The organism is Tardiphaga sp. 709 (genome assembly GCF_032401055.1).
Lineage (GTDB): Bacteria > Pseudomonadota > Alphaproteobacteria > Rhizobiales > Xanthobacteraceae > Tardiphaga.
Genome location: NZ_CP135529.1, coordinates 2868275 through 2887245 on the forward strand (window position 1 = coordinate 2868275; position 18971 = coordinate 2887245).

The window sequence follows — 18971 nt, forward strand, 5'->3', positions numbered from 1 at the left end:
CAGGACTTACCGGACGCCTACGACGCCGCGGGCTGCGGGACGAGGGCCTGGTAATGGGCCAGCGCGTAAAGCCTGATCGCCGAGGACAGGTTGTTCTGCTGTCGATTCTTGTCGATCTCGCCGACGAGCTGCGACATCGTGATCCGGCGCATGCCGGCGATCTCCTTCAGCGCCGTCCAGAACGCCTCTTCAAGACTGACGCTCGTCTTGTGTCCGGCGACGACGATCGATCGTTTCACGACGGGTGATTTCACCGCGCCTTCTCCATTTCCACCCAGTGATCGGTTTCTTTTCAGCCAGCTTATACGGATTGAAACCTGCGGCAACAGATCAGATCATCCGACCTTAGACGAGTACTCGCACACAACCTCTCGATCACGACACAACCTCTACGGAACTATCGATACGTTGCCTTCGTGGCGCGCATTGGGCAGAAGCAGCATAGTGCACAACTTCGGATTCGACTTTCCTGACTGACTCGATGGATTCCACTACGCTCGCACTTCCGGACGCCCGACACGTCGCCGATCAGATCGATCGCTGGACGCGCGAGCACGCCGCTTTTGCGCTGCTCATCGAACAGGCCGACGGTGCAAGCTCGGCGCTGTGGCAGTTTGCATCGATCAGCCGCAATCGTGGTCAGAGCGATACGGCTATCGACGCGCTTCGTACTGCACTTGCGTTGATGCCGACGGATGTTGCCGCGTGGCGCGCGCTTGCTTCGGACTACCAGTTGAGCGGACGCGACGAACTGGCTGAAGCATGTGCGCGACAGGCGCTCGCCATCGACCCGGACCACGCGACGACATGGCTGCAATATGCGAGCCTCGCCTACCGGCTGCAGCGTATCGACGATGCGGAAGCGGCCTATCTGCGCGCTCTGTCGGGCGATGCCTCGCTTGGCGACGCTCATCTCGGCCTGGGCGTACTGTATCTCGGCTCCCGCCGTCCCGAGCAAGCGATCGTGCATCTGCAACGCGCACTACCCTGGGGCGGCATCGACGCGGTCACGCAACTTTGCCTCGGACAGGCCTTTTATATGGCCGGCCGGTTTGGCGAGAGCGCCGATGCCTTGGCAATCGCAAACGGCTTTGTGCCACTGGAAAGCGTGACACTGCGTCTCTACGCCCGTGCGCGCACCTTCGCTTCGATGCTGGACGGCGACATTCACGGCGCCATCGCCCGCTACCCGACACTTGCGGGCCAAGAGACCGAACCACTGGACGAGGTCTTGCGTACCGCATTCGCGCTGTTCAGCGCCTATGGCATGCGCGAAGCCGCTGCCGCGGTTGGACGTCTGCGACTGCAAGGCCAGCCGGACGATCCCGTGCAGCGCTACTTGCTGGATGCCGTCGGTGGACAGACACACGACCGCGCGCCGGCAGCCTATGTCGAGGCGCATTTCGACGAATTCGCCGAGGGCTTCGACAGCAAGCTTGTGGACATTCTCGGCTACAAGGTGCCGCAGCAACTCGCCGACATGGTTGCGTCCCGCCGACCGACACTGGCGAGCATCCTCGATCTCGGCTGCGGAACGGGTCTTGCTGCAGGGCCGCTCGGGCGGTTCGGCGCACGACTGACCGGCATCGACCTGTCGGAGAAGATGCTCGCCGTCGGGGCCCGACGGAACGCCTACGACGACCTCGTCAAGGCCGATGTCATGAGCTATCTCGCGGACAGCCCGCGCAGCTTCGATCTCGTCTTCGCTGCCGATCTTCTGATCTATCTTGGCCGGCTGGAAGAACTCATCGGCCTGATTGCGCGCGTGCTCCCTGCAGGCGGCCTCTTCGCAGCGAGCATCGAGGCCGCGGGTCACGGCGACTTCACGTTACTCTCGTCAGGCAGGTTCGCTCATAGCGAGACATATTTCGAAACCTGCGCCGCGAAGGACTTCGAAATCGTATGCAAGGAGAATTCCGAGCTGCGCCTCGAAGCAGGGCGCCCTGCCCTCGGCACGCTTTACGTACTGCGTCGCCGTGGCCGGCCGAGCACCGAGGATGGCCAACTCACCATTGCAACTATTCGCCGATAAATTGACGAGATCTTCGCCAAGCGCGCGTCGGCCGTCGAGCCTGTGGTCTGCACAGATCGGGAGCCATCTCGAACCTGCAGCGCACCGCACAAGATTTAATCATCTGCCTAGGAAATCAGTAATGCCGCTCGTTTTAATGGCACGACTGATCTGCGACAGCAGAGCTCATTTAGAAATAGTCGAAAAATCAGAATGTTAGACGACAGGTGCGTTGGCACGCCATTTGCTAATAATATCTACGTCAATGATGACCGCCGTCCGCCGGATGCTGAAACCGCTGCTGGTTTCAAGCGCAGGGACACAGCTCGCTTCCTGATTGTCAGGTGCGAAGCGGTTATCGTGACTCCATCCCTACCGGGCTTGGTGAGCGAGTCCCTGTTTCCGATCGGCAGCGGTCCAAACAGGTTTGCACATGCTCGATCAACCGAACGCAAAGAAGCAGAAGCTCGTCATCCTCGGCAACGGCATGGCCGCCGGCCGCGTCATGGACGAGCTGTTCGCGCGCGCACCGGACCGCTACGACGTTGTGGTGTTCGGCGCGGAGCCGCGTGTTAATTACGACCGCATCATGCTGTCGCCGGTGCTCTCCGGCGAGAAGGCATATGACGACATTCTGATCCACACCGATGAGTGGTACGCGACCAACAAGGTTGATCTCAGGCGCGGCGAACTCGTCGTCGCGATCGATCGCGCTGCGAAAACCGTCACCACGCAATCCGGCGCGGTCGAAGCTTATGACACGCTGATTATCGCAACCGGCTCGAAGCCGATTCTCATTCCGGTACCCGGCGCAGAGCTGCCCGGCGTCGTCACCTATCGCGATCTCGACGACGTCAACTTGATGCTCGATGCAGCCGGCAAGGGCGGCCACGCTGTCGTCATCGGCGGCGGCTTGCTCGGCCTCGAGGCTGCAGCCGGCCTGGCCATGCGCGGCATGACGACGACCGTTGTCCATCTGATGCCAACACTGATGGAGCGCCAACTCGATCCCAACGCCGCCTATCTGTTGCAAAAGGCGATCGAGGCGCGGGGCATCGAGGTGCTGACCGGAGCCAACACAGCAGCCATCCTCGGCGACACATGTGTCGAGTCAGTCCGGCTCGACGATGGTCGGACCCTGCCGGCCGATCTCGTCGTGATGGCGGTCGGCATCCGCCCGAACACCGCACTCGCCAAGCTCGCCGACCTCAACGTCAAGCGCGGCATCGTCGTGGACGATCATCTGCGAACCAGCGACGACAACATCTATGCGGTCGGCGAGTGCGTCGAGCATCGCGGCCAGTGCTACGGCCTTGTCGCGCCCCTGTATGACATGGCGAAGACCCTCGCGGCGACCCTCGCCGGCGAGAGCGTGGACGGCTATATCGGTTCGACCACCTCGACCAAGCTGAAAGTCACCGGCGTAGATCTGTTCTCCGCTGGCGATTTCGCTGAAGGCGATGTCAAGGATGAGATCGTGCTTCGCGATCCTGCCCGCGGCATCTACAAGCGTGTCGTCTTGCGCGACGACCGCATCATCGGCGCGGTGCTCTATGGCGATACGGCCGACGGCTCGTGGTATTTCGACCTCCTTAAAAAGAACGTCGATATCGGCACCATGCGCAACGCGCTGATCCTCGGCCAGGCCTATCAGGGCGGCGTTGCACTCGATCCGATCGCTGCTGTCGCAGCGCTGTCCGACGATGCCGAAATCTGCGGCTGCAACGGCGTGTGCAAGGGCGCGATCACGCAGGCGATCACCGCGCACGGCCTCACCACCCTCGACGATGTGCGCGCCCGCACCAAGGCATCAGCCTCCTGCGGCCAGTGCACGGTGAAGGTGGAATCGCTGCTCGCAGCCACGCTCGGCGATAACTACTCCGCCGCCGGCCGCAAGCCGATGTGCAAATGCACTGACCTCACCCATAGCGAAGTCCGTGGCTTCATTCTCTCCAAGGAGCTGAAGTCCGTTCCTGCCGTGATGCAGGAACTGGCGTGGAAGACCTCCTGCGGCTGTCCGTCCTGCCGTCCGGCGCTGAATTATTACCTGCTCTGCGCGTGGCCGGGCGAATATGCCGACGATGCACAGTCGCGCTACATCAATGAGCGTGTCCACGCCAACATCCAGAAAGACGGCACCTTCTCCGTCGTACCGCGCATGTGGGGCGGCCTGACCACACCTGACGAACTGCGCGCCATCGCTGACGTCGCCGACCGCTTCAAGATTCCGACGGTGAAAGTCACCGGCGGCCAGCGCATCGATTTGCTGGGCGTACGCAAGGAAGATTTGCCCGCGGTGTGGGCGCAGCTCAATAGTGCGGGCCTCGTCTCCGGCGCAGCCTATGCCAAGGGTCTGCGTACAGTGAAGACCTGCGTCGGCTCCGAATGGTGCCGCTTCGGCACGCAGGATTCGACCGGTCTCGGCGTCAAGCTCGAGCGTTTCATGTGCGGCTCCTGGGCACCTGCGAAGGTGAAGCTCGGCGTCTCCGGCTGCCCGCGCAATTGTGCGGAATCCACGGTGAAGGACATCGGCGTGATCTGCGTCGAGTCCGGCTACGACATCCACATCGCCGGTGCGGCGGGGCTGCATGTCCGCCAGACCGATCTGCTTGGCCATGTCGATACCGAGGATGAGGCGATCGAATACATCGCTGCCTTCATGCAGATGTACCGCGAGGAAGCGGGCTATCTCGAACGCGTCTGGAAGTGGGTCGAAAATGCCGGCCTCGACAAGGTACGCGCGGCGATCATGGATGATGCCGACAACCGTTGCGCGCTGCTGGCGCGCTTCGAGAAATCACAGCGCGCGGTCCGCAGGGATCCCTGGGCAGAACGCGCCGCCGGCCGCGAACAGCATGAATTTACGCCGCTCGCAACACTCAACTCGATTATAGCCGTCCCGGCAGAATGAACATGACAATGGTTCCATCCAACGACTTCTGGTTCGACGTCGGCCCGCTGCGCGCGATCCCGCAACGCGGCGCGCGCACGGTGAAGACTCCGCGGCGCGAGATCGCGGTATTCCGCACCGCCAGCGACGAGGTGTTCGCGCTGGAAAATCGCTGCCCGCACAAGGGCGGTCCACTTAGTGAAGGCATCGTGCACGGTCGCAAGGTCGCCTGCCCGCTGCATAACTGGATCATCAATCTCGATGACGGCGAAGCCTCAGGCGCTGACAAAGGCTGCGCGCGCAGCTTCCCGGTCAAGCTCGAGAACGGCCGCATCTATCTCAACATGAGCGTCGCCGCCGCCCCATAGGCGCACGCCCCATCAACCAACCCCGCTGCAAAGAAAGTTTTCAAGTAATGGCCTATCTCGTCCCTTCGGAATTCGTGACCAAGATGGTGGATGCCGGCGAATCCAAGATCTTCATGTCCACGCGCGACACCATCATCCGCGCCTTCATGGCCGGCGCTATCCTGGCACTCGCCGCGGTGTTCGCCGTCACCGTTACGGTGCAAACAGGCTATCCGATCATCGGCGCGATCCTCTTCCCGGTCGGTTTCTGCATGCTCTATCTGCTCGGCTTCGACCTGCTCACCGGCGTCTTCGTGCTGACGCCCCTGGCATTGCTTGACAAGCGCCCCGGCGTCACTGTCGGCGGCGTGCTGCGCAATTGGGGGCTCGTCTTCGTCGGCAATTTCATGGGCGCGATCATCGTCGCCATCATGATGTCAATCGTGTTCACCTTCGGTTTCTCGACGCCCCCGGACAAGGTGGGTCAGGTGATCGGCCATATCGGCGAAGGCCGCACGCTTGGCTATGCGCAGTATGGCGCAGCCGGCATGCTGACGCTGTTCATCCGCGGCATGCTCTGCAACTGGATGGTCTCAACCGGCGTGGTCGGCGCGATGATCTCAACGACCGTCAGCGGCAAAGTCATCGCGATGTGGATGCCGGTCATGGTCTTCTTCGCGATGACGTTCGAGCATTCGATCGTCAACATGTTCCTGTTCCCTGCCGGCCTGATGCTCGGCGGCAAGTTCACGATCATGGATTACATCATCTGGAACGAGATTCCGACCGTGCTCGGCAACCTCATCGGCGGCCTTACGTTCACCGGCCTGACGCTTTATGCCACACACATCAAGACAGCTCCGAAGCGCGTTGCTAGTCTCGCACGCTAGGCCGATCCGCAACCCTCGCAACACGACGCCCCGGCTTCTCCGGCTGGGGCGTCATTTTATTAGTGTGACCCATGCCGCGTGAATTGACGATTTCGATCGGCCAGCATTCGGACAGGGGCCGCAAGGACACCAATCAGGATTTCCACGGCGCTCTGATTCCGACCGAGCCGCTGTTGAGCCTCAAAGGCATTGCCGTCGTCATCGCCGACGGCATCAGCAGCAGCGCGGTCAGCGGCGAAGCCAGCGAATCTGCGGTCAAATCGTTTCTCACCGACTATTACTGCACATCCGAATCCTGGTCGGTGAAGACTTCGGCGCAGCGCGTCATCGCTGCGACCAATTCATGGCTGCAATCCCAGACGCAGCGCGGCCGCTACCACTACGACAAGGATCGCGGCTATGTCTGTACCCTGAGTGCGATGGTGATACGCGCACGCGCAGCGCACATCTTTCATGTCGGCGATTCCCGCATCTATCGCGTATCGGACCGCGCACTCGAGCAGCTCACCACCGACCACCGCGTTGTGATCTCATCCGAGCAGAGCTACCTCGCCCGCGCGCTTGGCGTGAACCCGCAAATCGAGATCGACTATCAGGCGCTGCAAATCGACAATGGCGACGTCTTCATCCTCGCCACCGATGGCGTCTATGATTTCGTTGGCCCGCGTTTCATCACTTCGGCGATCGCCGATCACGCCAACGATCTCGACGCCGCCGCGAAGCTGATCGTCGACGAGGCCTATGCACAGAACAGCCCGGACAACCTCACCGTGCAGATCGTGCGGATCGATGCGGTGCCGGACGGCGAGGCCAGCGACATTCTGATGTCGCAATTGCCGCTGCCGCCGCTGCTTGAAGCCCGCATGGCGTTCGACGGCTACAGGATCATACGCGAACTGCACGGCAGTAGCCGTAGCCACATCTATCTCGCGGTCGATGTCGAGAGCGACGAACAGGTTGTCATCAAGATTCCGTCGATCGATCTGCGCGACGACCCGGTCTATCTCAAGCGGTTCATGATTGAGGAATGGGTAGCGCGTCGCATCGACAGCGCACATGTGCTGAAGCCGTGCCGACAGTTGCGCAAGCGCAATTACCTCTACATCGTCGCCGAATTCATCGAAGGCCAGACGCTGAAGCAGTGGATGCTCGACAATCCGAAGCCGGATTTGGAAACCGTGCGCGGCATCACCGAACAGATCGCGCGCGGCTTGCAGGCATTTCATCGGATGGAAATGATCCATCAGGACATCCGGCCAGACAACGTCATGATCGACAAGACGGGCACGGTGAAGATCATCGATTTCGGCTCCACCCGTGTCAACGGCGTCGTCGAAGCTGATTCACCCGGCAAGCACAGCGACATTCTCGGCACGCCGCAATACACCGCACCCGAGTTGTTTTTCGGCAAGCGCGCCACATCGCAATCCGACCTCTATGCGCTTGGGACCCTCACCTATCAGATGCTGTCCGGGACACTGCCTTACGGAGCTGAGGTCGCGAAGGCGACAACCGCCGCGCAGCACCGCAGACTGCGTTATCGATCGCTGCTCAACGACGCCAGCGACATCCCTGAATGGATCGACGGTGTGTTGCGCGAGGCCGTGCACCCTGACCCGGCGAAGCGCTACGAGGAACTCTCCGAGTATATTTACGACCTGCGCAATCCGAAGGCGGAGTTTCTCAATTCGCCGACCGTGCCGCTCCTGGAACGTAATCCGAACATGGTCTGGAAGGGCCTGTCGTTGCTGCTCGCTATAGCTGTCATCGTATTGCTGGCGAGGCGCTAGTGGCGGCACTAGTCAGGCCCGCACCTCTCGCGGAAGCCTCACATTCTTTCCCTGCAAAATATCTGGAACACCGTCGGTCGCAAGAACATGCTGCTCGGCATTTTCGATCGCCAGTTGCAGGAGGCGGGTACTCACCCGGCTCGAACAGCTCAGCGTCGCGATGGACGAGAATGTAACTCGCCTGCGCGCAGCGATCGAGGCCAGCCAGCGCCGCATCGACGCCGTGATGGCCGCGATCCGGGAGCAGATATCCGACAATGCGCCCTACGGCGCCAACGGTCGCATCAGTGCGCGGTCGCCGCGTATGCGCGACCTGATCGTCGGGCTCCATGAGGACTGGCTCATGACAAGCACTTCGTCGCGTGCCACCGGATCAACGAGATCGCCCCTCCGGATTTTGCATCTCTGTGACATTGCAGCGGCAATCGGACGTCCGATTTGCGCCAGAGGCGGTCATGTGGAGATCCAAAGACAGCGGAATTTCGCGAGGTCTTGCATAAAAGGCGACACCAATTGAGAATGGATGGCTCATCCAGAGCTTCGGCTTGGCCAGCGGTGAGAACATAACGTACGTCTACCGATATGGCGGCATTTCTATCCAATCGTCGAAAGCAACGTCCGTGCCTTCTGTCAACAAAGCAAAGAAATCAACGAGCAAACGCCCGGCACGGACCAATGGCAGCATAACAGACGCAACCTATTTGAAGCTGCACAACCTGATCGAGTCGCGACAGCTGCAGCCCGGCGAGGTGATTGAAGAGCGCCGGCTTGCACTGCGGCTGAAAGTTTCGCGGACACCGCTGCGGGCTGGCATCAGCCGGTTGCTGGGCGAAGGCAGGCTCGAGCAATTGTCCAACGGCACTGTGGTGGTCCGCACAATCGAGATGGCGGAATTGCTCGAACTGATCCATCTCCGCATGGTGTTGGAGAGCGAAGCGACGTTCATTGCGGCGACCCGCATCGCGCTGGATATCCTTGCACCGATCAGGGCTGCGCTGGAGAAGATCATTGCTGCGTCGACAGTGTCCGGGACGGTTCACTGGACCCTCGACGATGAAATCCATGACCAGATCGCGCGGCATTGCGGCAATCGCTCGCTTGAGAAGCTGATTGGAGAAATCCGGCAGAAGATCCGGATGTGCAATGTAGAGCGCCAGCCAGGCCGGCTGCTGCCCGCCACCCGCGAGCATCTGGCGATTATCGATGCCATCATCGATCGTGATGCCGCCGCAGCCCGTCAGGCGATGATCCTGCATCTCACTAATGTGCGGCAGGGATTGCTCGAACGGTTCGGGATCTTCCTGCCCGAGCCTCACGGCTAGGTCGAGATCAGGCAGAATCCCTGCGGGTGCATGTCCGAAGATTCTGCAGCTGCCCGCAATTTTGTCGGACTCCGTCCAAATTTGACGCAGCTTCCCGGGCTTCGCAGCTTGACTGAAATCAGCATGGGCGGTTCACTGGTATACCAGTGGAATATCAAGCCGCTCCGCAACGCCGACCAACCAGATGTCCCGCCTGAATGACGCCAAACCACATTGCTTCCCACACCGTCGCGGCCGAATCGCTGTCCCCGGCCGCCTTTGCCGCCTTCGGCGATGTAGCCGAGCGACCGATCGACGTGCGCCGGCGCTATCTTCCGACATCGGACGATCGCACCGAGGACGCCGCCACCTTTTCCTTCTGGATCAGCAGCGCCGCTAGGCTCGGCAGTCTGCCCCTGCCGATCACGACGCTGGAGCGTCATCCGTTCTCCGCCCAGACTTTCATCCCGCTCGGCAGCAGCCAATACCTCGCGATCGTGTGCAATGCCGGCCCGGATGGCCTGCCTGATGTGGCCACCCTGCGGTGCTTCATCGCCGGAGCGCATCAAAGCATCACCTTCGCCCGCAATATCTGGCATCATCCCATGACCGTTCTCGGCGCGGCCATGGAATTCGCCGTCGCCATGGGCATTACCGGCCGGCAGGACGACGACGTGTTCGTCGATATCGCTGGCGACGTTCGTGCCGTGATGCCGCATAGCGCATAGGGATCGCAACGATGCCGCATGATGATCACCTCACCCGCGACTTCGTCGGCTACGGCCGCACCCCGCCGCATCCACAATGGCCGGGCGCAGCAAGAATCGCACTCAACTTCTGCATCAACTACGAAGAAGGCTCCGAGCCGTCGTTCGCCGATGGCGACGGCGTCACCGAAACGGCCCTGACCGAAGGTGGCGGCAGCGGCTTCGAGGGCCGCGACCTCGCTGCCGAGTCGATGTTCGAATATGGCAGCCGCATAGGCTTTTGGCGCGTGCTGCGCCTTCTGTCCGAGCGCGGCATGACCGCCACCGTCATGGGCTGCGCGCTGGCGCTGGAACGCAACGACGAGGCCTGCGCCGCCATTCGCGAATATGGCTACGACGTCTGCGCCCATGGCTGGCGCTGGGAGCGACATCCGTTGCTGTCCGAGGCCGACGAACGCGAGCGCATTCGCAAGACTGTCGAGAGCCTCAAGCGCACCATCGGCGAGCGTCCGCTCGGCTGGTATTGCCGCTATGGGCCGAGCGTGAACACGCGGCGCCTCGTGGTCGAGGAAGGCGGTTTCCTCTACGATTCCGACGCCTATAACGACGAATTGCCATACTGGACACGTGTGCTCGGCAGGCCGCATCTCGTGGTGCCTTACGGCCTTGCCAACAACGACGCAAAGTTCAGCCGCGGCGCGATGGCAACGGCGGATGATTTCTTCGTCTATCTGCGCGACGCCTTCGACATGCTCTACGCGGAAGGCGCCACCGCGCCAAAGATGATGTCGGTCGGACTACACACCCGCCTGATCGGCCATCCCGGCCGCGCCGCCGGCCTGCAGCGCTTCCTCGATCACGTCGCCAAGCACGACAACGCCTGGGTCTGCCGGCGCGGCGACATCGCCCGTCACTGGCAGGCCACTCATCCCCCCACGCCCTGATCTCCACCACATCCGCACCCGAAAGGACGTCCCCATGAAACTGAAACCCACGCATTGGCTGTTCGGGCTGATGCTGTCGACTGCGGTATTCGCCGGCGGCGCCAGCGCGCAGGAAGCCGATCATCCGTCCGACAAGCCGATGGTGGTCGCGTCCGATTTCGGCGTCGCGCCGTGGATGGTGCGCGGCCCCAATGGTCCCGAGGGTTTCGGCGCGGATCTGATCAACGAGATCGGTAAAGATCTCGGCCGCCCGAAGGTCGAGATCGTCGACATCAATTTCTCCGGCCTGTTCGCGGCGCTGTTCGCCAAGCGCGCCGAATTCCTCGTCAACCCGCTTAACCTCACCGCCGAACGCTCCGAGCGCATGCTTTACACCGAGCCGCTATTCTCCACCGGCAACGGCTTCATCGTCCGCGCCGCCGACGAGATGAAGAGCTTCGAGGATCTCAAGGGCAAGGCCGTCGCCGTCAACCGCGGCACCATCTCGGATACCTGGGCCACCGCCAATGCCGAGAAATACGGCTTCGAAGTGCAGCGCTACGATGTATTCCCCGACACGGTGCAGGCCGTGCTGACGCGCCGCGCCTTCACAGCGCTAAATGAGATCCCGACGACCGTCTATGCCGCCAGCCAGAACAAGGCGATCAAGGTCGGCTTCAAGGACTTCAACGGCCGCAACTTCGCCTATGCATTCCGCCTGGAAGATACTGAGTATCGCAACAAGGTCGAGGCGGTCATCGAATGCATGAAGTTGGACGGCCGCCTGCGCAAGCTGCACGAGAAATGGTATGGCGCAGCGCCCGATGCCGGCTCGGCCATCGACACTGTGTATTTCGGCTATGGCCCTCCCGGCTTCAAGGGTTTCGAGCCCACTTCGCACGTTCCGGCGTGCAAGTAGCACGCTGGCTCTGACAAGATAGCTGTGAACACCGGACCGGCCCGAGCCGGTCCGACTGCGGTTGGCGGACACCCGATGGACCGGATCGTCGAATACTACTTCAATGCAGAAGTCATCGCGGGCGCCTTCCCTCAGGTGCTCGCGGGCTTTCGCACGACGGTCATCGTATCGCTTTTGATTATTGTCTGCGGCACACTGTTCGGCCTGTCGCTGGCGCTGCTACGCTGCGCCAGCCTGCGCCCGGTCAATTTCATCATCACCGCCTATGTCGACGTGCTGCGCACGCTGCCGCAGCTCGTCGTGATCGTCTTCATCTATTTCGGCCTGCCTTATATGGGCCCGGCGCTGTCCCCCTTCGCGACCACCGTGCTGGCGCTCGGCATGGTGCTGTCGGCCTTTTCCACCGAGATCTTCTGGTCCGCAATCATGGCGCTGCCGCGCGGACAATGGGACGCCGCCAGCGCACTCGGTTTCAGCCGGCTGCGGACGCTGGTCACCATCATCCTGCCGCAGGCCATTCGCCTCGCGATCCCGCTTCTGACCAACCGCGCCATCTCCATCAGCAAGGGCACGGCGCTCGGCACCGCCGTGTCGCTCCCGGAAACGCTGGGACAGGCGCAGAGCGTGATGGCGCTGGTTGCCAATCCCTCGCCACTGACGCTCGCCGCGGCGTTCTACCTCACCTTCTTCCTGCCGCTGGTGATCGCCAGCCGGTGGGTCGAATATCGCTACAGCACGGGGCGTTGAGCGGATCGCATGCAGGATTTCCTGGACAATTTCGCCAACTGGGAGTCGCTGTTGCGGGTCTATCCGCTGCTGCTGCAGGGGCTGATCTATACCATCTGGCTCGCGGTGGTGGCGCTGCCGCTCGGCATTCTCGCCGGCCTCGCCATCGCCGTGCTGTACAGCTTCAAGAACCGCTGGGTGAATATCGCGCTGCTGATTTATATCGACCTGTTCAGGTCGTTTCCCGTGGTGGTGCTGCTGATCCTGATCTTCTACGGCATGCCGTTTCTGGGCCTGACGCTCGGCAGCTTCGCCGCAGCCGTGCTGGCCATCGTGCTCAACAATTCCGGCTACTATGGCGAGATCTTCCGCGCCGGTATCCTGTCCGTGCCCCACGGCCAGACCGAGGCTGCCCGGGCGCTCGGTTTCAAGCCGCTGCATGTGGTGTTCTCCATCGTGCTGCCGCAGGCGATCCGCAACGTGCTGGCGCCGCTGGCCAGCAATTCGCTAGAACTCGTCAAGGCGACACCAATTGCCGCCTTGGTTGCGCTGCCTGAACTGCTGCGCTCAGCCCGCGTCGCCCAGGAGCAGACCTACAACCCGACGCCGTTGATGGCAGCCGCCGTGATCTTCTTCGTCATTCTGTATCCGTTCGCGCGCTGGGTGGCGCGGCTGGAGCGGCAAGCGCTGAAAGCACGCTGATATGGCCACACTGATCACCGGCGGCAGCGGTTTTATCGGGCTTGCGCTCGCCGAACGCCTGATCGCCGACGGCGAGACCGTTATCTTGTTCGACCTCTCGGCTCCCGGCTACGACATGCTGGTGCGCTCCGAGCTCGCCGGCGCTACGCTAGTCACCGGCGATGTCACAAACGCCGACGACGTCGACCGCGCGTTGAACACGGCCGGCATCGACCGCGTGATCCACACCGCCGCGATGACGCCGAATGCGCAGCGCGAGCATGACGCTGCCCGCCAGATCATCGACGTCAATATCGGCGGCACCGTCAATCTGCTCGAACGCGTAACATTGTGGCCCGCCATCAAACGCGTCACCGTGCTCAGTTCGGTCGCAGTGTACGGCTTCTCGCAACCGGCCACGTCGGGCCTGTTCGAGGAGGATTTGTCGCCGCCGGCGCCAGCCGCGCTCTATGGCATCACAAAGCTCGCATCGGAACAGGCGGCGCTGCGGATCGCCGACCTTCACAAGCTCGATGTGCGCGTGATTAGGCTCGGGCCGGTCTTTGGCCCATGGGAATTGCAGACCAGTGTCCGCGATGCGCTCAGCCCACACTATCAGGTGCTCCGCATGGCCTTCGACGGCCGTGAAGCGATTCTCCCGCGCAGCATGGCCGGCGATTGGATCTATTCCCGTGACGCTGCCTTCGGCATCGCGAGGGTGAGCGCCTCCGACGCGCTGAAGCACCGCACCTATCACGTCAGCGGCGGTGTGTTGTCCGATCTGCCACGATGGTGCGAGATCATCGCGACGCACATGCCCGGCTTCCGCTGGCGGATGGCGGAGATCGAAGCGGAAGGCAACGTAATCTATGGCCTGCCGAAGGACCGTGCGCCGCTGAGCATTGCGCGACTGGCCGCGGATGCCGGCTTCAAGCCTCAATTTCATCTGGAAGACGCGGCGCGCGACTATCTCGGCTGGTTGTCGCAGGCAGGAGAACCCGCATGAGCAAGCGTCTGGCTGGAAAGTCCGTTCTGATCACCGGCGCCTCCTCGGGCATCGGCCGCGCCATCGCCCGCCGATTTGCTGCCGAGGACGCGAGGCTCATGCTCGCGGATCTCACCATGGACGTGCGCGAGGGCGGCACTCCGACATTGGAGCTGCTGCGTGCCGACGGTTATGAGGTCGATTTCATCCAGATTGACGTCGCCTCGGAGGACGACACCGTCCGCGCCGTCCAACAGACCGTTGCGCGCTACGGCCGCCTCGACGTGCTCGTCAACGACGCCGCCATCGGCACCGGCAAACGTCTGACCGATACCAGCCTCGCCGAATGGGACAGGACGCTGGCGGTCAATCTCACCGGCGTGTTCCTGATGTCGCGCGCCGCCGTCAACCAGATGCTGACGCAGGATATCCGCAACGAGGCCCGCGGCCGCCTCGTCAACATCTCCTCGCAACACGGCATGATCGCCTGCCCGGAAGACATCGCCTATGGCACCTCCAAATCCGGGGTCGTCTACATGACGCGGCAGATCGCGGCGGACTACGCGAAGGATCACATCATCTGCAACGCGGTTGCGCCCGGCAAGATCGTCACCGGCAAACCGGGCCGCGCCGCGGAGCCGCGTTGGATGGATTACTCTACCAGTCGCACGCCGATGCCACGGCTGGGCCGTCCCGACGACGTCGCCAATGCGGCGCTGTTTCTGGCCTCCGACGAGGCAACTTTCATGACGGGCGAAAACATCCTCGTCGATGGCGGCTGGATGGCGTCATGAACAACGTTTCGGAGAGCACCATGGTGCAAGCGCCTGCAGAGACGTCCGCGCCGATCATTCAGATGTCCGGCGTCACCAAATGGTATGGCGACGTCCAAGTGCTCAAGGGCATCGACTTCACGGTGGCGCGCGGCGAGCGCGTCGTGATCTGCGGGCCTTCGGGGTCCGGCAAGTCGACGATGATCCGTTGTATTAATCGGCTGGAAGAACATCGCGACGGCCGCATCGTGGTGAATGGCGTTGAGCTCGATCACTCGACGCGCAATGTCGACGTGGTCCGCCGCGATGTCGGCATGGTATTCCAGCAGTTCAACCTGTTTCCGCATCTGACCGTGCTGCAGAACCTCACCATCGCGCCACGCAAGATCCGCGGTGCAACGAGGCAGGAGGCCGACGAGATCGCGCGCTATTTTCTTGAGCGCGTACGGATCTCCGAACAGGCCGATAAATATCCGAACCAGCTCTCCGGCGGCCAGCAGCAGCGCGTCGCCATCGCGCGTGCGCTGTGCATGAAGCCACAGGTCATGCTATTCGACGAACCCACCTCGGCGCTTGATCCGGAAATGATCCAGGAGGTGCTGGACGTCATGGTCGGCCTCGCCCGCGAAGGGATGACCATGGTCTGCGTCACCCACGAGATGGGATTCGCACGCACGGTCGCCGACCGCGTGGTGTTCATGGACGCGGGCCGGATCATCGAGGAAGGCGCGCCGACCGATTTCTTCTCGGATCCGAAACAGGATCGAACCCGTGCATTCCTCAAACAAATTATGCATCGATGACCGAAGCGTCCGCTTTACGCGGTGAGTTCAACCGATCGCTGCAACACATTCGGCAAACCTCTCAGCCGGCGTCTGATAAAGCAAGGTTTTCCGTGGTCGCTCATTGAGCTGCCTTGCAATGGCGCTGAGCCTGGCTTGGCTGTGCAAGGAGAGATCGGTGCCCCGCGGCAGATATTGGCGCAGCAACCTGTTGGTGTTCTCGTTTGATCCGCGCTGCCATGGGGAGCGAGGGTCACAAAAATAGATATCGACGTCGGCGGCCAATGCCAGTCGCTGATGGTCGGCGAGCTCCTTACCTCTGTCCCAAGTCAGGGACCTGTAAAGTTCGCTGGGCAACCGCCGCGATTGCTTGATCAACGCCGAGACAACGCTTTCGGTATCTTTGTTCGCGACTTTAATCAGCATCACATAGCGCGAATGCCGTTCAACAAGCGTTGCGATATAGCTATTCCTCGATCCACCGATCAGATCGCCTTCCCAATGGCCAGGGACCGCACGATCATCGACGGAAGGCGGTCGTTCACTGATGGATACGGCGTTCTTGATCTGGCCGAGCCCGTTCCGTTTCATGCTCGCATGCCTGGAGCGACGAACCGTACGCTTTGCTCTCAGGTGCTCAAGAAGCTCCTTTTTCAGGACGCCGCGCGCCTGGATGAACAGGCTGCGATAGATCGTCTCGTGTGACACCTGCTTTTCGGGCTCCGCCGGGTGCGTCCGCTTCAGCCAGCCGGCAATCTGTTCCGGCGACCAGTGCCTCCCCAACAAGGTCGATACTGTCCGCCTCAAGAACGGACGACAAGCCAGCTTGCAGAGCTTGGGTCGCCGCGATCGATCCCAGGCGGCCTGATCGGACCGGGCTGCCCGATAGCGATCCGCCCCACCATTGCGTCGGACTTCACGGCTGATGGTTGAAGCCGATCGTCCCAAATGACGTGCGATCGACCGCAAGGAGCGGCACATGCTGAGCCAACGAGAAATCTCCTCCCGTTCAGACAGACTAAGCGCTCGCTTGGCACGGCACCGATCCGGCGGCCGGATACCGCCAGTCGGCGATATGATCGAGAATACCAATGAGGAATCGCGGTCAAACCGGCGTCCGATCGAACTCATCGGTTCGCCTGCTTGCCAACGATCCCAGATCTCGGATCGTTGCGCCGCCGAGTAGTTAATGCGTTGTCGCCGGTTCATGTCCGCACTCCATCTTTGCTACAAGATTAGAGTGTTGCACCGACCAATTGAGCCCACTGCCCGAATCCGTCACTAAAGCGCTCTGCCAACATGAGTATCCGGTTGATATCGCGCCAGTAATCACCAGCCGCTTCTCTCCTTGAGCAACATGCTGACTGCCCCGTCGAAAAGCATTTTCGGTGCGATTAGTCCTGCCGACATGGGCAGGAGAATAGTTGATGCGGCCACGACGTTATCCGTCATCATTGTGAGGATCGTGCCAGTCGCCGTATTGAATTCGAGCATACCGCAGTAATCACCAACTGCGCGTCGGCGCATTGTGGGGCGCGAAAGCCCCTCCCGATCTGGTCTCACGAAGCGAGATGCTCGATGCCACCACCGTGTCGCTCAGAATGTCGCCGGCTCTCCCTTAGGAAGGTCGATTTGCCTTCCTCGAAAATCGCTGCAACACATTTTGCAAACTTCTCAGCTGGGTTTGATAGAGCGATGTCTCTTTCGCGGCGTTTCATGAGCTGCGTTGCTATTGCGCTGAGCTTAGTCTGGCTATGCAGGGACAGATCCGTGCCACGCGGAAGATATTAGCGCAGCAATCTGCTGGTGTTTTCGTTTGAGCCGCGCTTCTAGGAAGACCGAGATTCACAAAAATAGACATCGACCAATCGGCAGCGTGTCGGTCGGGCACCATTACCCGCCAGGACCGCTCGAGAACACCCGGCTCGCGAGCACATCCGAAGCCTCCAGTGACATGATATCATCGACGCTCAGCACGCGGTCGAGATTGGCGACCAGCCGATTGGCCTGACGCAGCCGCATGCGGTCGAGCGCGTTACGGATCGAACGAGCGTTGGAGAACAGCGGCTGGGTCTTGCGCAGCGCGATGTAGCGGACGAATGCCGCGCGCGCATCGGCGCTGAATTTGTAGTTCATATCCCCAAGCATCAACTCGGAAATGGCGAGCAATTCGGCATCGGCATAGTCGGGGAAATCGATGTGGTGGGCGATGCGCGAACGGAAACCGGGATTGCTCCCGAAGAACTTGTCCATGCGGTCGCCGTAGCCGGCGAGGATCACCACCAGATCCTCGCGCTGCGATTCCATTACTTGCAGCAGGATCTCGATCGCCTCCTGGCCGTAATCGCGCTCGTTATCGGGCCGATGCAGGTAGTAGGCCTCGTCGATGAACAACACGCCGCCCATCGCCTTTTTCAGGATCTCCTTCGTCTTCGGCGCGGTATGGCCGATATATTGCCCGACCAGTTCGTCGCGCGTCACCGACACCACCTGCCCTCGCCGCACGAAACCCAGTCTATGCAGGATGCTGGCGATGCGCAGCGCCACCGTAGTCTTGCCGGTGCCGGGATTGCCGGTGAACGACATGTGCAGCGTCGGGTTGCCCGACGCCAGGTCCATGCGCTTGCGGATGCGCTCGATCAGCAGCAGCGAAGCGATCTCGCGAATCCGCGTTTTCACCGGCTTCAGCCCGATCAATTCACGATCAAGCTGATCGAGCACCTCGCCGATGCCGACCTCGTCGAACTCGCGGCGCAGATCGACCTGCGTCGCAGGTAACGCGTCGCCGGCGCTATCGACCACCGTCAGCGTACTCACGACCCACCGTAGCGCTGGCCTTCGGGTCGATCGACGGCGTAGGATTTTGTCGTATAGCGGATGTTGCGGCCTTCCACCTCATGCCGCTCGAGCCGGAAGCCGGGTTCTTCCTTCGGACGGTTGACGATGAAGGAGAGCCGCACCGATTCCCAGCCGTGGCTGGAGTCGAAAGCCGACAGCCGGATGTATCGGTCGCCGTAGACCTTGCGGCATTCAGTCAGTTCCATCAACACGCCGGCGGCATCGCGCAGATCGAACATCGGCAGCCCCCACATTTCCCAGAAATTGTTGCGAGGATGCGGATCGTCGGTGAATTCGATGTTCACGGCCCAGCCATTGGCGAGGCAATACTGCACCTGTTTTGAAATCTGTTCATCAGTGAGATCGGGCAGGAACGAGAAGCAGCCCTGGGTAATGCGCATGATCGTG

The 18971-nt window shown here is 61.5% G+C and carries 19 protein-coding genes and 1 pseudogene; 15 read left to right on the plus strand and 5 right to left on the minus strand.

Annotation, left to right across the window (positions count from 1 at the left end):
* Window positions 1-17 precede the first annotated feature (17 nt).
* Window positions 18-254 carry a ribbon-helix-helix domain-containing protein gene (locus tag RSO67_RS14105; RefSeq protein ID WP_315843954.1) on the minus strand — a complete coding sequence of 79 codons (237 nt, stop codon included), beginning with the start codon at window positions 252-254 and terminating at the stop codon, window positions 18-20.
* Window positions 255-481: 227 nt separating this feature from the next.
* Between RSO67_RS14105 and RSO67_RS14110 the strand changes: the two genes are divergently transcribed.
* From RSO67_RS14110 to RSO67_RS14180, 15 genes and pseudogenes are all read left to right on the plus strand, one after another.
* Entirely contained in the window at window positions 482-2032 is a 1551-nt protein-coding gene (locus RSO67_RS14110) for a methyltransferase domain-containing protein (protein WP_315843955.1), read from the plus strand.
* A 412-nt stretch (window positions 2033-2444) separates the two neighbouring features.
* Window positions 2445-4922: a nitrite reductase large subunit NirB gene (gene nirB, locus RSO67_RS14115; RefSeq protein WP_315843956.1), complete on the plus strand. Its 2478-nt coding sequence runs from the start codon at window positions 2445-2447 to the stop codon at window positions 4920-4922.
* Window positions 4923-4924: 2 nt separating this feature from the next.
* Entirely contained in the window at window positions 4925-5269 is a 345-nt protein-coding gene (nirD, locus tag RSO67_RS14120; protein ID WP_374725601.1) for a nitrite reductase small subunit NirD, read from the plus strand.
* A 47-nt stretch (window positions 5270-5316) separates the two neighbouring features.
* Entirely contained in the window at window positions 5317-6138 is an 822-nt protein-coding gene (locus RSO67_RS14125) for a formate/nitrite transporter family protein (protein WP_089265759.1), read from the plus strand.
* Window positions 6139-6209: 71 nt separating this feature from the next.
* Window positions 6210-7928, plus strand: a complete 1719-nt coding sequence (locus RSO67_RS14130; protein ID WP_315843957.1) for a bifunctional protein-serine/threonine kinase/phosphatase — start codon at window positions 6210-6212, stop codon at window positions 7926-7928.
* Between the two features lie 148 nt (window positions 7929-8076).
* Window positions 8077-8226 (plus strand): annotated as a pseudogene (locus tag RSO67_RS30495) (flagellar protein FlgN); the annotation flags it as partial.
* A 403-nt stretch (window positions 8227-8629) separates the two neighbouring features.
* Complete coding sequence (locus tag RSO67_RS14140; protein ID WP_315843959.1) at window positions 8630-9250, plus strand: GntR family transcriptional regulator; 621 nt, start codon at window positions 8630-8632, stop codon at window positions 9248-9250.
* Window positions 9251-9447: 197 nt separating this feature from the next.
* Window positions 9448-9957: an ureidoglycolate lyase gene (locus tag RSO67_RS14145; protein WP_315843960.1), complete on the plus strand. Its 510-nt coding sequence runs from the start codon at window positions 9448-9450 to the stop codon at window positions 9955-9957.
* Window positions 9958-9968: 11 nt separating this feature from the next.
* Entirely contained in the window at window positions 9969-10880 is a 912-nt protein-coding gene (locus tag RSO67_RS14150) for an allantoinase PuuE (RefSeq protein ID WP_315843961.1), read from the plus strand.
* A 34-nt stretch (window positions 10881-10914) separates the two neighbouring features.
* Entirely contained in the window at window positions 10915-11778 is an 864-nt protein-coding gene (locus RSO67_RS14155) for an ABC transporter substrate-binding protein (protein ID WP_315843962.1), read from the plus strand.
* A 75-nt stretch (window positions 11779-11853) separates the two neighbouring features.
* The gene (locus RSO67_RS14160) at window positions 11854-12525 is read left to right on the plus strand and encodes an amino acid ABC transporter permease (RefSeq protein WP_315843963.1); all 672 of its coding nucleotides are present in this window, start codon (window positions 11854-11856) and stop codon (window positions 12523-12525) included.
* A 9-nt stretch (window positions 12526-12534) separates the two neighbouring features.
* On the plus strand, window positions 12535-13206 hold the full coding sequence (locus tag RSO67_RS14165) for an amino acid ABC transporter permease (protein WP_315843964.1): 672 nt from the start codon (window positions 12535-12537) through the stop codon (window positions 13204-13206).
* Between the two features lies 1 nt (window position 13207).
* A complete protein-coding gene (locus RSO67_RS14170) occupies window positions 13208-14191 on the plus strand; it encodes an NAD(P)-dependent oxidoreductase (RefSeq protein ID WP_315843965.1) in 984 nt (327 codons plus the stop codon).
* Entirely contained in the window at window positions 14188-14964 is a 777-nt protein-coding gene (locus RSO67_RS14175; RefSeq protein WP_315843966.1) for an SDR family NAD(P)-dependent oxidoreductase, read from the plus strand. The genes RSO67_RS14170 and RSO67_RS14175 overlap by 4 nt, the downstream gene beginning before the upstream one ends.
* On the plus strand, window positions 14961-15746 hold the full coding sequence (locus RSO67_RS14180) for an amino acid ABC transporter ATP-binding protein (protein WP_315843967.1): 786 nt from the start codon (window positions 14961-14963) through the stop codon (window positions 15744-15746). The genes RSO67_RS14175 and RSO67_RS14180 overlap by 4 nt, the downstream gene beginning before the upstream one ends.
* A gap of 27 nt (window positions 15747-15773) precedes the next feature.
* On the opposite strand, the gene RSO67_RS14185 is transcribed toward RSO67_RS14180, so the two are convergent.
* From RSO67_RS14185 to RSO67_RS14205, 4 genes are all read right to left on the minus strand, one after another.
* Window positions 15774-16934, minus strand: coding sequence for an IS30 family transposase (locus RSO67_RS14185; protein ID WP_315840826.1), 1161 nt, complete (start codon window positions 16932-16934; stop codon window positions 15774-15776).
* Window positions 16935-17054: 120 nt separating this feature from the next.
* The gene (locus tag RSO67_RS14190; protein ID WP_315843968.1) at window positions 17055-17219 is read right to left on the minus strand and encodes a hypothetical protein; all 165 of its coding nucleotides are present in this window, start codon (window positions 17217-17219) and stop codon (window positions 17055-17057) included.
* A 399-nt stretch (window positions 17220-17618) separates the two neighbouring features.
* Window positions 17619-18533 (minus strand): CbbX protein, encoded by a 915-nt coding sequence (cbbX, locus tag RSO67_RS14200; protein WP_315844249.1) that lies wholly within the window; start codon window positions 18531-18533, stop codon window positions 17619-17621.
* A gap of 5 nt (window positions 18534-18538) precedes the next feature.
* Entirely contained in the window at window positions 18539-18964 is a 426-nt protein-coding gene (locus tag RSO67_RS14205; protein WP_068729086.1) for a ribulose bisphosphate carboxylase small subunit, read from the minus strand.
* Between the last annotated feature and the right edge of the window lie 7 nt (window positions 18965-18971).